This is a genomic window from Shewanella litorisediminis, from assembly GCF_016834455.1.
Lineage (GTDB): Bacteria > Pseudomonadota > Gammaproteobacteria > Enterobacterales > Shewanellaceae > Shewanella > Shewanella litorisediminis.
The window spans coordinates 2,607,111-2,620,796 of record NZ_CP069213.1 but is presented as its reverse complement, the minus strand read 5'-3'; the positions used below and the strand labels follow the sequence as shown (position 1 = coordinate 2,620,796).

General features: G+C 54.6%; 13 protein-coding genes. 7 read left to right on the top strand and 6 right to left on the bottom strand.

The genetic code is table 11. From position 1 onward, the window contains the following. Positions 1-3: 3 nt before the first annotated feature. The 4 genes from cysQ to JQC75_RS11475 all read left to right on the top strand — a co-directional run bounded on the left by cysQ (position 4) and on the right by JQC75_RS11475 (position 3,288). The gene (gene cysQ / locus JQC75_RS11490) at positions 4-795 is read left to right on the top strand and encodes a 3'(2'),5'-bisphosphate nucleotidase CysQ (protein WP_203324231.1); all 792 of its coding nucleotides are present in this window, start codon (positions 4-6) and stop codon (positions 793-795) included. A gap of 27 nt (positions 796-822) precedes the next feature. Further along, entirely contained in the window at positions 823-1,722 is a 900-nt protein-coding gene (gene mak / locus JQC75_RS11485) for a fructokinase (protein ID WP_203324230.1), read from the top strand. 139 nt (positions 1,723-1,861) lie between these two features. Continuing rightward, positions 1,862-2,599: a YdcF family protein gene (locus tag JQC75_RS11480; RefSeq protein WP_203324229.1), complete on the top strand. Its 738-nt coding sequence runs from the start codon at positions 1,862-1,864 to the stop codon at positions 2,597-2,599. Next, entirely contained in the window at positions 2,596-3,288 is a 693-nt protein-coding gene (locus JQC75_RS11475; protein WP_203324228.1) for a DUF2982 domain-containing protein, read from the top strand. The genes JQC75_RS11480 and JQC75_RS11475 overlap by 4 nt, the downstream gene beginning before the upstream one ends. A gap of 72 nt (positions 3,289-3,360) precedes the next feature. On the opposite strand, the gene JQC75_RS11470 is transcribed toward JQC75_RS11475, so the two are convergent. From JQC75_RS11470 to galU, 6 genes are all read right to left on the bottom strand, one after another. Further along, on the bottom strand, positions 3,361-5,685 hold the full coding sequence (locus tag JQC75_RS11470; RefSeq protein WP_203324227.1) for an OmcA/MtrC family decaheme c-type cytochrome: 2,325 nt from the start codon (positions 5,683-5,685) through the stop codon (positions 3,361-3,363). 155 nt (positions 5,686-5,840) lie between these two features. Continuing rightward, on the bottom strand, positions 5,841-6,821 hold the full coding sequence (locus tag JQC75_RS11465) for a LysR family transcriptional regulator (protein ID WP_239002000.1): 981 nt from the start codon (positions 6,819-6,821) through the stop codon (positions 5,841-5,843). Between the two features lie 208 nt (positions 6,822-7,029). Next, positions 7,030-7,440 (bottom strand): bactofilin family protein, encoded by a 411-nt coding sequence (locus tag JQC75_RS11460; protein ID WP_203324225.1) that lies wholly within the window; start codon positions 7,438-7,440, stop codon positions 7,030-7,032. Between the two features lie 337 nt (positions 7,441-7,777). Further along, positions 7,778-8,281 carry a ferredoxin-type protein NapF gene (gene napF / locus JQC75_RS11455; RefSeq protein ID WP_203324224.1) on the bottom strand — a complete coding sequence of 168 codons (504 nt, stop codon included), beginning with the start codon at positions 8,279-8,281 and terminating at the stop codon, positions 7,778-7,780. 28 nt (positions 8,282-8,309) lie between these two features. After that, a complete protein-coding gene (gene galE, locus JQC75_RS11450) occupies positions 8,310-9,320 on the bottom strand; it encodes a UDP-glucose 4-epimerase GalE (RefSeq protein WP_203324223.1) in 1,011 nt (336 codons plus the stop codon). A 2-nt stretch (positions 9,321-9,322) separates the two neighbouring features. Continuing rightward, on the bottom strand, positions 9,323-10,231 hold the full coding sequence (gene galU, locus JQC75_RS11445; RefSeq protein WP_203324222.1) for a UTP--glucose-1-phosphate uridylyltransferase GalU: 909 nt from the start codon (positions 10,229-10,231) through the stop codon (positions 9,323-9,325). A 360-nt stretch (positions 10,232-10,591) separates the two neighbouring features. Between galU and phhA the strand changes: the two genes are divergently transcribed. The 3 genes from phhA to tyrR all read left to right on the top strand — a co-directional run bounded on the left by phhA (position 10,592) and on the right by tyrR (position 13,493). Continuing rightward, complete coding sequence (gene phhA / locus JQC75_RS11440) at positions 10,592-11,383, top strand: phenylalanine 4-monooxygenase (RefSeq protein ID WP_203324221.1); 792 nt, start codon at positions 10,592-10,594, stop codon at positions 11,381-11,383. 27 nt (positions 11,384-11,410) lie between these two features. Continuing rightward, entirely contained in the window at positions 11,411-11,749 is a 339-nt protein-coding gene (locus tag JQC75_RS11435; protein WP_203324220.1) for a 4a-hydroxytetrahydrobiopterin dehydratase, read from the top strand. A gap of 205 nt (positions 11,750-11,954) precedes the next feature. Next, positions 11,955-13,493 carry a transcriptional regulator TyrR gene (gene tyrR / locus JQC75_RS11430; protein WP_203324219.1) on the top strand — a complete coding sequence of 513 codons (1,539 nt, stop codon included), beginning with the start codon at positions 11,955-11,957 and terminating at the stop codon, positions 13,491-13,493. The last annotated feature ends 193 nt before the right edge of the window (positions 13,494-13,686 follow it).

Genomic DNA, 13,686 nt, shown 5'->3' with positions numbered 1-13,686 from the left:
TGTATGACATTGGTGGCATTGGATAAATCGACACTGGAAAGGCTTGGGCAGATTGCCCGTCGGGCCGGTGCGGCCATTATGGCTGTGTACGGGCAGGGCGATGTGTCGGTGACGCAAAAAAGCGACGACAGCCCGGTTACTGCAGCCGATCTGGCCAGTCACGCCGTGATAATCGAGCAGCTCGCCGAGGCATTTCCGAACACACCCGTGCTGTCAGAAGAAGACGTCATCCATTGGGAAACCCGCCGCCAGTGGCAGGAGTATTTTCTGATTGATCCCCTCGATGGCACCAAGGAATTTATCAAGCGCAATGGCGAGTTTACGATAAATATTGCGCTGGTGCGGGATGGTGTTGCGGTGGCTGGCGTGGTGTTTGCCCCTGTGCTGGATACCTGTTATCTCGGTGCAGAGGGGCTGGGTGCCTGGCTGGAGCGCCAGGGCGAGTGCCATCCCTTGACGGGCTGCGCGCAAAAGCGCGAAGTTCCCGTGGTAGTAGGCAGCCGCTCACATCAGTCTGCCGAGATGGCGGGGTATCTGGCAAACCTTGGTGACCACGAACTCCTCAGCGTTGGCAGCTCGCTTAAGTTTTGTATGCTTGCCGAAGGACGGGCCGACCTGTACCCGAGACTCGGGCCGACCAGTGAGTGGGACACAGCCGCCGCCCAGGCGGTGCTCGAAAGTGCCGGCGGCAGGGTGGTGGTATATGGCGAAACCAACCCACTGGTTTACAACAATAAAGAACAACTTCTTAATCCCTGGTTTATGGCAACTGCGCCGGGGTGGAACGGTCATTAACAGCCCAGGCTGAAGTGGAGAAAGCAGATGATGCGAATGGGGGTGGATCTCGGTGGCACCAAGATTGAGCTGGTGGCACTGGGGGAAGATGGCAGTGAGCTTTTCCGTAAGCGCATTGCAACACCGAAGGAATATCAGGGTACCCTGAATGCGGTTGTGACCCTGGTGAACGAAGCCGAAGCCACGCTGGGCACCCAGGGTAGTCTTGGAATAGGCATACCCGGCGTTATCTCCCCCTATACAGGGCTGGTGAAAAACGCCAACTCAACCTGGATTAATGGTCATCCCCTCGACCGCGACCTGGGCGTTTTGCTCAACCGGGAAGTGCGGGTAGCCAACGACGCCAACTGTTTTGCGGTCTCTGAGGCCGTAGATGGCGCGGCTGCCGGAAAACGCGTGGTATTTGGTGCCATTTTAGGCACGGGATGCGGCGCCGGGCTCGCCTTCGATGGCCGGGTGCATGAAGGCGGCAACGGCATTGGCGGTGAGTGGGGCCATAATCCCTTGCCCTGGATGCGCCCCGATGAGTTCAACACCACAGAGTGCTTTTGTGGCAATAAAGACTGCATCGAAACCTTTGTCTCAGGAACCGGCTTTTTGCGCGATTTCAGAGCCAGTGGTGGCACAGCCCAAAATGGCGCCGAGATCATGGCCCTGGTAGAGGCGGGTGACGCGCTCGCCAATCAGGTGTTTGACCGCTATCTGGACCGGTTGGCCCGAGCGCTTGCACATGTGATCAACATGCTCGACCCCGATGCCATTGTGCTTGGCGGCGGTATGTCCAATGTGCAGGCCATTTATACCCGATTGCCGGCAATACTGCCCAAATATGTGGTGGGCCGTGAGTGCCGTACCCCTGTGGTGCAGAACCTCTATGGTTGCTCCTCGGGCGTTCGCGGCGCCGCCTGGCTGTGGGAAAAGCGCTGACCTTCTTTTCGCCAGCGCTGGTCTATTACAATAGAAACGCCTTGCCCGCTTTCATGCCGGCAAGGCGTTTTTTCAGGTAGCCACAACTTCTCTCCTTGGGTAAGCTCTTGCCTCATCCGCGTTAAGGCAAGATTTTCCCATGTTTTTACTTAAAAAGATCCTATCCCTGCTGGTCATGCCCATTCCACTGTTGGTGTTGGGGTTGCTGCTCGTGCTTATTCTGTGGCAAAGACGCGCACTTGCTCGGTCTCTGCTGATGGTTTCCGTCGCCGCGCTGGTGTTTTTGTCTTCCACCTTCGGCAGCAATATGCTGATTAACCCGCTCGAGCAGCGCTACAGTGCCAACCCAAGGCCCATTGAGGGCGACTGTGTGGTGTCGGTTCTGGGCTTTGAGCATGATGATGCTATCCATGGCAGCGCAGTGCAGCAATTGTCACCGGTGGCGTTGGCCCGGCTGACTGAAGGACTCAAACAAATGTCACTGGGGAAAGATTGCACCTTGATAGTGAGCGGCTATCGCAGTGACTACAATCGTTTCGCCCATGCTGACGTGATGAAGCAGGCGGCGATGGAGCTTGGGGTGCCAGAGGCGCAGATAATCGCCTTGCCCCTTGCCAGGGACACACTGGAAGAGGCGCGCCAGATTAAAGCCTTGGGGCTGGACGTGCCCATAAGACTTGTCACCTCAGCGGCCCATATGCCAAGGGCCATGGCCATGTTTGCCCATGAGGGGCTCAATGCTGAGGCGGCGCCAACCGATTTTACCGCGCGCCGGTCCACCTGGTGGCGACTCAATGCCGAGACTTTGTCCAGTTCGCAAAAGGCCATTCACGAATATGTTGGCACTCTGTGGTTTGAGTTGAGGTACGGGGCATGACAGAAAAAAAGAACGGGCATTTTTCCATCGTCGCAGCCACCAAGCGAAACGGCATTACGTTAACCCTGATAAGTGCACTGCTGTTGTGTATTTCGCTGCTGATTTTTATCGGCGCCAGACACTGGTTTGGGCCGGGATTGGTGCTCTTTACCCTGGGGGCAGTGGGCCTGGTGCTGGGCTATGCCAAGGTGTCACAACCGCCGGAATCGCTCAAAGGCGACGCCGATGGACTGGTGTTTTATCACCGCCGTGGTCAATACCGGCTCGAGTGGGAGAACATTCAACGCATCGATGTTCCCCGTGTGAGCCAGGGATTGGACAGTCTGGACTTGTCCTTTATCGGCATTAAAGTGAAAAAAATCAACCCGGTGCTGGACAGTATCTCCCCCAGACTCGCCACCGGGCTTTTGTCTGAACAGCGGCCCTTGTTGATGACGGCGGCCGCTCAGGGGGATGCGCTGGAGTCCCTTGAAACCCAGCTCAGCGCCGAATTTACCCCCTTGCTTACCCATGGTGAACGTTATCGCGGGGTGTTGGCCATGTTTGGTCACCGCTGCCTGCTGCTGGACAAGCAGCTTGGCTATCATCTGTATATCCCCGCCGATGCCCTGGATGACTCGCCCGCGGTGGTAGCAAGAAGGCTCAGAGAATTTAAAGCAGAGCAACTCAGCCATAGCAATCAAGAATGAAAACGGGGGCCCGAAGGCCCCCGAAGGGTTTGCAGAGAACTGGGCTTTGCAGGGGAGCCCAAAGGTACCCTCTTAGTGAGAGGCCTCTGCGTGCACCTTATCGATACCGTAAGCTTTACCTTCTGCGTGACAGGTGGCGCAGCTTTCAACCGGCAGATTGCTGGTTGTGGCAGGCTCACCCTGTACGTAGGCGCCATTGCTCTTGAAGTGGGCCAGTGCGGCACCATTGGAGTGAGCGTGGCAGGTACGGCAGGCTTCGGCCACTGGGGTAATGTATTCTTCAGCTGTGGAGCTGACCTTGATGGCACGTTTACCTGAGGTCAGGCCACCGTCGTTGGCAAAGAACTGGGCGCCGTCTTTGTGACAGGCACTGCAGTCGGTGGCAACACCGGGATAGCCTTGCAGCTCCATATTCTTGTCAAGGTAGATAGCTGGCACACCGCGCAGCGCATCCCAGTTACCACTGTGGAAACGGTGGGCAACGGTAATGAGATCACGGTTGCTGAAGGTGATGTCGGTGATGGTTTCGAATATACGGTTACCATCGGCATCTACTTCGCCTGTGTCGTACTGTACCGGGTGACCAGAGCGGCCAGCCAGGGTGTTATGACACGCCATACACTGGGTAAACTCGGTTACACCGTGGGTGCCTTTCACGTGGGTCAGATTTTGGTGACAGCTGTTACACTTGGCTTCTTCCACTGTGATGCGGGCAGGGGTATCCATGCGGGCAGTCACGGTTGCGCCAGCGGGGTCATCCAGGTTGAAGTAGGTCAGTGGGGCTGCGTTGGCCAAACCATGGTCAGCACCAAAGTCCAGACCTTCAACGGCAGCACCTGCGCCATCACGGCACTTCACAACCATGCCTTTATCTGCGCAGACCTGGACTTCGGCAGTCACATAGATGGTGCCGGTCAGCAAGGCTTCAGGGAAGGCTTTGCTCACCGTCAGTACGCCACCGGAAAGCACTGGGCTGTCGGTGAGTCTGAGGTTTAAATCGCCATTGACGAAACCACCTGAATTCACATTACCAATCAGCAGCGGACGGCCGGTGTTGGTCATGTAATCGGTCAGCACGGTGCCATCGGCCACAGGGGCACCATTCATGGTGATCTTGACGCTGACGGCAAGTGTTTTCATGCCATCGTCAGCAACAGGGTCTGACACAGTGGCTGTTTGGGGCTCAATCTTGAACAGCTCAGCATATTCTGCGCGTTTGCCAACCTTGTGGGCCATGGCAGGGCTTAAAGAGCCGCTGGCGTGACAGGATTTACACTGACTGTCGTCGGCTTGTGCCAGGTCAAAGTTCGAGTGGCCTTCACCGGTTTCAAAGTTCACGTTGATGTGACAGCCAACGCACGCCTGACGATACAGGTTATTGCTCCAGGAAGGACCGTTGTTGTGGCAGCTGGTACATTCACGCAGTTCGCCGGGGAAACCCAGTTCGCCGAAGTACTCCTTGGCTTCGCCGGAGAGGAAGTCACTGATATGGTGCCCGGCATGGAGACGGTGGATCATGGGGCCGAAATCGAACAGCCAGCCTTCGGCAAGCTGATCTTCATCGGGCTGGTTATCGGGATTGTGGCAGGCCACGCAGTTTTCCACACTCTGATAGTTGTGGTGCGCTTCAATTTTGGCAATACGACCATCTATATTGCCGTGACAGTTCATACAGGCTGCATCTGTGACTGTGTCTTTGCCGGTGGCTTCAACGAGCGCACCTGTAGCTGGCACATAGTCCAGTCTGTCAGAGAGCACCTTGTCAGAGAGTGTGGTGCCGCCGCTGTCTTTTACATTGTAGGCCCGCATGATCAGGCGGTGGGTGGCATTGAGGTCATCATTAGGGTTCATGATGGGCGCTGCGCCCTCATGGGTCCAGGTGCCCGTGTAAGTGCCAAGCTCGTCGGCATCTTCCACCAGTGTACAGGCATTACCGGTTTGACCGCGGGAGCTGTAGGTGCCTGTAAGGGTACAGTACATGGAAGAGCCCAGATCCTGCACCATGGCATTGTTCACCCACTCCAGTGGCGCGCCGCTGCCTGAGCTGTTGGCTGCCAGTGTCAGTGAATACAGTGACACCATATCCAGTCCGCTGAATGGAACTGAACGGCCTTGAGCATTTTTGCCCATGGCTTTGAATTTAATTGCGAATTCACCTGATCCCGCCACATTGATATCGGCTGGGAGTATGTCGAAGGTAACATCAGCGGCTTTATCTGCAGTGGTAACGAAAGCGCCGGCTGGGGTACCTGGTTTACCAGGTTCGCCAGGCGTGCCGGGAGTGCCCGGAGTACCAGGTGCGCCGTCCTGACCATCTTTACCGTCACCGCATGCGGTAAGGGTCAGAGCACTGAGGAGTGCTATCGTCAGCAGTGACCTATTGTAGTTTTTCATCATCGCGTCCCTTTATAGCCTTTAAGACTGCTATTGCAGTATTTCCACTATAGGACGATGGGTATATATATAAAGTGGTAGTTAAAAGTCTGTTTCAAATGTGTGAAACAGGCTTTTAAACTCTTATTTGTGAATTTCGATTTGGGTAATTGGTAATTTTAGATGCTGAAATTGATTGAGTGATCTTCGGTTTCCAATCCCAGTGTAAGCGCAATAATGTGCAGCAGCTTTTTCCTGTCGTCGGGGCTGTAGCGGCGGTGATGAGCCGGTTTTTCGATAAGATAGAGGCCGGGAACCGCAATCCCGGTATGGAGGCGGGCAAGTTCTTTTGCTGAAAGGTGTTTGATTTCCACCCCGGGCAAGGCTGTAAGCAATCCCCACTCCAGGGGAGATGCAAAAGCCAGGCTTTGCTGGCATAAAAGATGCCCAAACCATTCTTCCTTGTCTGACACACGCAGCACTGTCGGTGGGACAAGGCCTTCCCTATGGCAAAACAGCTCCAGCGGGTCGACTTTGTCATTGAACCCCGGGTGATTCATGCACAGAAATGGATACTCGCAAATGTGTTCAAGACTTATCTCGGATTGCTGCCAAATGGGGTGATTGGCGGCGGCAACCAGGCAAAGGCCGGGGGCGTCGCAAAGGCGCTCATAACTGAGCTCGCTGTGTGGCTCAGGCGCCAGCGCCAGGCCCAAATCCAGCTCACCGGCATGTATTCTGTCGGCTGTATTTTCCTGCCAATGGTGTAACACCACAGAAGGGCACAATCCCTCTCTGCGATTGAACTCCAATGCCAGGGTGGTGAGTATGCCGGAGCTCACTGCCAAATCGAGTACCTGACACTCTTGCCTGTGAAACGCTTGATGGTCTTTAAGCTGCATGCCAAGCAGGTTAATACCGTCGGTCAGCTCGCGAATGGCCGGATAGAGCTGCTCGGCCAGCGGCGTGGGTTTAAAGCCCTGTTGACGACGATAAAAGAGTTCATCGGCGAATATCAGCCGCAAACTGGCGAGCGCCCGGCTGACCTTTGGGGCTGACACATCCAATTGCCGGGCCGCGATGTTGGCATGCCCGGTCTCGAAGATGGCGCGAAAGAGCATCAATGAGAAAATATCGAGCTCTGCCAGTTGTTTATCCAAAGGCTTATTCATCGAGGGGAAAAGGATGGTGGCTGATAGAAAAACACTAGCAAAGCCTGTAGGACGTGGCTTTGATAAATGTCATGTTTTTAACAATCAATTAACCTTGGGCGGGCAGCAAAAAACGCGGCCGTGGCAGCGTTTTGGGGAAAGCTGCTGTGATGAAGCGACCTTCAGAAAGCTGGCTTAGTCTCAGGCATAACACCCATCAAGCGGGTTCCTGACGCAGCAGCACCTGAGGATCTTTTTGGCTGTTCTTGGCTTCCAGCAACTCGCCACTCAGGCTCTCGCGGGTTCTGAACCCGACGAACTGACCACCTTCGAAGATTTCCATGCGGTCACATTTAACCTCACCTTCGACCATGCCACCGCCGGCAATGATGAGCTTTTCGCAAAAGAGTTTGCCCTTGAATTGCCCGGACACTTTAAGCTCGGTGCATTTGAGTACTCCATCAATCACGCCGCCCGCTTCAATGGTTATTTTGTTGAGGGCTTCGATGTTGCCAAGGAGTTCTCCACCAATGAGGGCATCACCCTCGAAACGGGTTTCGCCACTGAGGCGAGTGCCGGGAGAAATGAACGTCAGGCCAGCGCCGGATTTGTTATTTTTTCCAAACATAGTTCTGGAGATAATTCCGAAGTATGAGAAATTTGTTTGACGGATGTTACTCCCGATTTGCGTCAGTGCAAACCACTAATATTTGGCGCTTATGTCAGAAATTTGGCTCAGCTCCCAGTTTGATGCGGTGCTGCGGTGGAGGAGAGGCGGGCATGGCGAGCCAATGCGCCCATCAAGGCCGGTGGCAGGAGAGGGGAAGTGACAAGCTGGGGAATAGGTGGATTGGGGAATAGAGGAACAGGGGAATAGGGGAACAGGGAACAGGGGAAGAACCGACGCCTATCCTCGCCCCGGTCCTCATTCCACCTTCACTGACTGCTGCAATGCCAGGGTTGCGCTAGCCCTGTTGCGGGCTTGTCTCGGGTTTTATGATGACAATGGCATCGACCGGGCAGGGTGCTACACAGGCGCCACAGCCGGTGCAGGCATCCAGCAGCAATTCCGGCGTGGGCGCGTGGCCAAGCGTTGGAGTAAAGCGGATAGCGCTGGCATCACAGGCATCTTTGCAGCTCTGGCACCAAATCCCTCTGTGGGCAAGGCAGGTGTCGTTGATACTGGCCTTCAGTGTCCAGGCCGGAGACTTATCGAGGGTAAAGATGGGCTCAGGGCACACCTTGGCGCATTCCCCGCAGAAGGTGCACTCGGCGTTGTCGAAGCGAACCTCGGGGAAACCGGCTTCACCCTTGACGATGATCTTCGTCTCGCACACCGTCATGCAATCGCCGCAGCGGCTGCACAGATCGGTAAACTCTATGTCATCGCGAACAAAGGGCGGCCTCAGGGCGTTGTCTTTGCGGCGGCTGAAGAGTCGGCGACGACTTAAATTGATGTTCTCTTTCATAGGCAAAAGGCCCCGGAGGGCCTGAATCTTATCGATAACCGTTGGGATTGCCGGACTGCCAACGCCAGCTGCTGGCGGCCATCTCGTCCACTGAGCGTTGTGCTTTCCAGCCCAGTTCCAGAGTGGCTTTGCCGGGGTCAGCATAGCAGGCAGCGATATCGCCGGGGCGCCGTGGCGCTATTTCATAGGGTACGGCTTTACCCGAGGCTTTTTCAAAGGCCTTGACCATGTCCAGTACGCTGTAGCCCTGACCGGTTCCCAGGTTATAGGTGACCAGTCCCGGTTGGGTTCTCAGTTTCTCCAGGGCCTTGAGGTGACCGTCGGCAAGGTCAACCACATGAATATAGTCCCGAACCCCTGTGCCATCGTGGGTGGCGTAGTCATTGCCAAAAATCGACAGCTTCTCCCGCTTGCCCACGGCAACCTGGCTGATAAAAGGCATCAGGTTATTGGGGATATCGTTGGGATCTTCGCCAATCAGCCCGCTTTCATGGGCGCCAACCGGATTGAAATAGCGCAAGCGGGCGATATTCCAACTGGGATCTGAATGGTGCAGGTCGGCCAGAATATGCTCCACCATCAGCTTGGACTGACCGTAGGGATTGGTGGCGCCAGTGGGGAACTCTTCTGTGATGGGCAGGCTGGCCGGATCGCCATACACGGTGGCCGAAGATGAAAACACCAGCTGTTTCACGTTAAATTCGGCCATCACCTGGCAAAGTACCAGAGTGCCTGTGACATTGTTTTCGTAATAACGCAGCGGCTGGGTAACAGATTCACCTACTGCCTTGAGGCCGGCGAAGTGGATCACCGCCTCAATGTCGTTATCCATAAAGATTTTCATCAGCAGGGGCTTATCGAGGATATCCCCCTGCACGAAGGGCACAGCCTGACCTGTGATCTGCTCGACCCGGTTCAGGGCTTCGACACAGGCGTTGGAGAGGTTGTCCAGAACCAACACTTCCATACCTGCCTGCTGCAGGGCCACCACTGTGTGGGTACCTATGTAGCCGGCACCGCCGGTCACCAAAATCGTCATCCTTAGTTGAGTCCTTTAACCAGTTGCTTCAGATACTTGGCGAATTCCTTACCAAGCTCGGGGTGGCGCAGTGCGTATTCAACATTGGCCTGCATATAACCCTGTTTGTTGCCACAGTCATGGCTCTTGCCCACCATGCCGTAGGCATTTACCTGAACGGATTCCATCAACATGGCGATGGCATCGGTCAGCTGAATTTCATCGCCGGCGCCGGCCGGAGTGCGTGCCAGCAAAGGCCAAATCTCAGCAGGCAGTACGTAACGTCCCACTACAGCAAGGTTGGACGGGGCTTCGTCGACAGCAGGCTTTTCAACCAGCGCTTCCAGAGGCACGGATTCGCCGTTAACCAACTGATGGCCTTTAACGTCGGCAATACCATATTGATTCACCATCTCATGGGGAACCGCCTCCACCATGATTTGGCCAGTGCTGGTTTCATCGAACAGTCTCACCATGGCGGCGAGGTTTTCACTGGTCAGGTCACTCTTGGCGCCGTCGATAATCACGTCGGGCAAGAGCACGGCAAAGGGCTCATCACCCACCACAGGGCGGGCACAGAGGATGGCGTGGCCAAGACCTTTCGCCTGCGCCTGGCGCACGCTGATCACAGTCACATCTTTGGGGCAGATTGCCTGGACTTCGTCCAACAGTTGGCGTTTTACCCGGCGCTCCAGCTGGGCTTCGAGCTCAAAACTGGTATCGAAATGGTTTTCGATGGAGTTTTTACTGGCGTGGGTCACCAGGACAATTTCCTTAATCCCGGCCGCCACCGCTTCGCTGACCACATACTGGATAAGTGGTTTATCCACCACGGGTAACATCTCTTTGGGGATGGCCTTGGTGGCAGGGAGCATCCGGGTACCCAGACCAGCAACAGGGATCACGGCCTTACGGATTTTGGTTTGTCTCATGGTGTTCCTTAGCAACTGTGCAAAAAGGGATTTGTTGATTCTGGCCGCGCGTTTTCACGGCACCTGTATCTGTGCCTATTGTAATGGAGCCTTGATGAAAAACCATTGACCACAAGGTCAATTCGGTAAATTTTTCACCTGTTTGAGCAAACGGGAATCAGTCCTGTTCAATTCGGATGTAACCCTGTCAAAAAAACACATCAGAGCCATAGTTTGGTTATTGTGCTGTATTGAGATTGTAATAAAAGCTTTACGAAATTCGCTAGCAGAGGACACAGGAATAAAACGTGAGGCAGTTAACAAAAATCCGCCCTTGGAACACTATTGGGGGGTTGAAGTTAACCTGAAGTGAAACCCGAGATGAGTACACAGTATGTTGCCCGCAAACCTGATGCGCACGGCGTTATTGCCTATCCGGATCAGGAAAACGAAATTTGGGCAGAGCTTTATGCACGTCAGGCAGTGAATCTGCCGGGCCGCGCCTGTCAGGAGTATCTGGATGGTCTGGACCGCCTGGCACTGCCCAAGGACCGAGTGCCACAACTGGCAGAAGTTGATGAAGTGCTGCTGGATACCACTGGCTGGAAAACAGCGGCAGTACCGGCACTGATTTCGTTCGAGCGCTTTTTCGAGTTGCTGGCCAGCCGCCAGTTTCCGGTGGCCACCTTTATCCGCAGCCGCGAGGAATTTGATTACCTGCAAGAGCCGGATATTTTTCATGAAATCTTCGGTCACTGCCCATTGCTGACTAATCCGGCCTTCGCCAATTTCTCCCACATCTACGGCAAGCTTGGCCTCGCTGCCACCAAAGAAGAGCGGGTGTATCTGGCCAGGCTCTATTGGTTTACCGTGGAATTTGGTTTGCTCAAGCCCCGGGATGGCGAGCTGCGTATCTACGGCGGCGGCATCCTGAGCTCACCCGGTGAAACCCTCTACGCCATGGGTGATAAACCGTTAAGAAAACCGTTTGATTTGCTGGACGTGCTGCGGACACCTTATCGTATTGATATTATGCAGCCCGTGTATTTTGAAATTGAACATATTGATTTCCTTGATGAGATTGCCCGTATGGACATCATGCAATCCGTCACCCGCGCCAGACAACTTGGGCTGCATGCCCCCTTGTTTGAGCCCAAGGCCAAGGCCGTTTAAATAACGAGAAGAATTAAAGGAGCAGTAATGAGTGAATTAGCATCCATGAAGTGTGAAGCCTGTCAGGCTGATGCCCCCAAGGTCACCGACGCCGAGCTGGCTGAGCTTATCCGGATGATCCCCGACTGGAGCGTGCAAGTGCGCGACGGCATTATGCAGTTGGAGCGAGTGTACAAGTTCAAAAACTTTAAGCTGGCCATGGCCTTCTCCAACAAGCTGGCAGATCTTGCAGAAGAAGAATTCCATCACCCGGGTATTCTCACCGAATGGGGCAAGGTCACAGTGACCTGGTGGTCTCATTCCATCAAGGGGCTGCACCGCAACGACTTCATCATGGCAGCCAAGACAGACCAGTTGCTGGACTGATTTGGATTCAAATGAAATCAGCGCCTTACCTTAAGTTTGGCGCTGATTTTTTTATGGTTGACGCTGAGTTCTGTAAACAAGACTTGCCACTTTTCTCAATACCTTCTACCGTATAGCGCCAGGTACTCTCAGCGGGATCCCGGCCAATCGCGGACACGAGGTCCCCACTCCCAAGAACAAGATTACAAAAGGGATACATTCACATATGCGTTTGGAAGTGAGTTGTCAGGACAGGGTTGGGCTTGCCAAGGATATTCTTATCGTGCTGGAAAAGTACGGTATCAATTTGCTTGCCATCGATGCCAGTAACCGGGGGTTCCTGTATTTCCAGTTTGCCGAGGTCAGCTTCGATACCTTGAGTGCCCTGATGCCGCAAATCCGTAAGGTCGAGAGCGTGCACGATGTGCGTACCGTGGCCTTTATGCCGTCTGAGCAAGAGCACTATGCACTGAAAACCCTGCTCAGAACCCTGCCGGACTCGGTATTTTCCATCGACGTAAAGGGCAGGGTGCGTATTGTTAACGAATCGGCCTTGATGACCCTCGGTATGAAAGAGCACGAGGTGGTGGAAGAATCGTTGAACCATTGGGTGCAGGGCTTCAGTTTTGGGCGCTGGCTCAGTGAAAGCCAGGTGCTTGCCCAGGCAACCCGTGTCCACATAGGCCAGAACGAATACCTGGCCGAGATGCTGCCCATTTACCTGCCCGATGAAGATGACAAGAGCATACTCGCCGGCGCCGTGGTGTCGCTCAAATCACCAGCCCGGGTTGGCAAGCAGTTCAATGCCCTGCAAAACCAGACCACAGGCTTTGAAAATGTGCTGGCCGTCAGCGACAAGATGAAAGAAGTGCTCAAGCAGGCCAAACGCATGGCACAACTGGACGCGCCCTTACTCATCACAGGGGAAACCGGTACCGGCAAAGAATTGATGGCCCGAGCCTGCCATGACGCCAGCATGCGCCGCGAGAGGCCCTTTATTGCCATCAACTGTGCCGCCTTGCCCGACAGCGCGGCAGAGGAAGAGTTATTTGGTTTTGTGCGCGATGGTCAAATCGTCAAGCGCGGCCTGTTTGAAGAAGCCAAGGGCGGCAGCGTATTCCTCGATGAAATTGCCGAAATGTCCAAGGCAGCACAGGTAAAGCTGCTGAGGCTTCTGACCGAAGGGTCATTCAGACGCATTGGCGGGGATGAAGAGGTGAGGGCCGATGTACGCATCATCTGCTCCAGCCAGAAAAATCTTGCTGAACTGTGTCAGATGGGGGAGTTTCGCGAAGACCTTTACTATCGCATCCATGTGCTTTCCTTCCACATGCCTTCCCTCAGAGAGCGTAAGGTCGACATTATTCCGCTGACAGAAATGTTCCTTGAGCATTACAGCCAGCAACTCTCAAGCCCCATGCGGCGGATTTCCCCCAATTGCCGTGATCACCTGCTCACCTACGCCTGGCCGGGCAATGTGCGCCAGCTGAAAAACGCGGTGTTCCGCGCCGTGTCCATGTGGGATGGCTCGGCAGAGCTCACGGTGGAGCAGCTTAAATTACCCTCTTACGCCGAAGGCTTCGGCTACTTTGATAATCAGTTCGAAGGCACCCTGGACGAAGCCATGCGCCAGTTTGAGTCCAGCTTGCTGCGACGCCTTTACCCGGCGTACCCCAGCACCCGCCAGCTGGCAAAGAAGTTGGGGGTAAGCCACACGGCCATCGCCAACAAGCTGCGGGAATACAAGATAAGTAAGAAGCGCTGATACCGTGTAAAAAGAATTTGCCAGTCAGTCGGGCAATTTATCACCAGTATCGAGTGGCGAGGGGCATGCCATCAGGGGGCATCTCTCGCTGTATGTAAAAGTTTACAAAAGACATGAATCCCCCGCGAATTGTGATTTGAGTCACGCTATTTCAAAGGTTCGCGCCTTGGGGTATTTGTTACGCCATTAAAAA

Bases quoted from the DNA above. Each gene is read 5' to 3' on its own strand.
- cysQ (WP_203324231.1), top strand. From the start codon at position 4: ATGACATTGGTGGCATTGGATAAATCGACACTGGAAAGGCTTGGGCAG.
- mak (WP_203324230.1), top strand. From the start codon at position 823: ATGATGCGAATGGGGGTGGATCTCGGTGGCACCAAGATTGAGCTGGTG.
- JQC75_RS11480 (WP_203324229.1), top strand. From the start codon at position 1,862: ATGTTTTTACTTAAAAAGATCCTATCCCTGCTGGTCATGCCCATTCCA.
- JQC75_RS11475 (WP_203324228.1), top strand. From the start codon at position 2,596: ATGACAGAAAAAAAGAACGGGCATTTTTCCATCGTCGCAGCCACCAAG.
- JQC75_RS11470 (WP_203324227.1), bottom strand. From the start codon at position 5,685: ATGATGAAAAACTACAATAGGTCACTGCTGACGATAGCACTCCTCAGT.
- JQC75_RS11460 (WP_203324225.1), bottom strand. From the start codon at position 7,440: ATGTTTGGAAAAAATAACAAATCCGGCGCTGGCCTGACGTTCATTTCT.
- napF (WP_203324224.1), bottom strand. From the start codon at position 8,281: ATGAAAGAGAACATCAATTTAAGTCGTCGCCGACTCTTCAGCCGCCGC.
- galE (WP_203324223.1), bottom strand. From the start codon at position 9,320: ATGACGATTTTGGTGACCGGCGGTGCCGGCTACATAGGTACCCACACA.
- galU (WP_203324222.1), bottom strand. From the start codon at position 10,231: ATGAGACAAACCAAAATCCGTAAGGCCGTGATCCCTGTTGCTGGTCTG.
- phhA (WP_203324221.1), top strand. From the start codon at position 10,592: ATGAGTACACAGTATGTTGCCCGCAAACCTGATGCGCACGGCGTTATT.
- JQC75_RS11435 (WP_203324220.1), top strand. From the start codon at position 11,411: ATGAGTGAATTAGCATCCATGAAGTGTGAAGCCTGTCAGGCTGATGCC.
- tyrR (WP_203324219.1), top strand. From the start codon at position 11,955: ATGCGTTTGGAAGTGAGTTGTCAGGACAGGGTTGGGCTTGCCAAGGAT.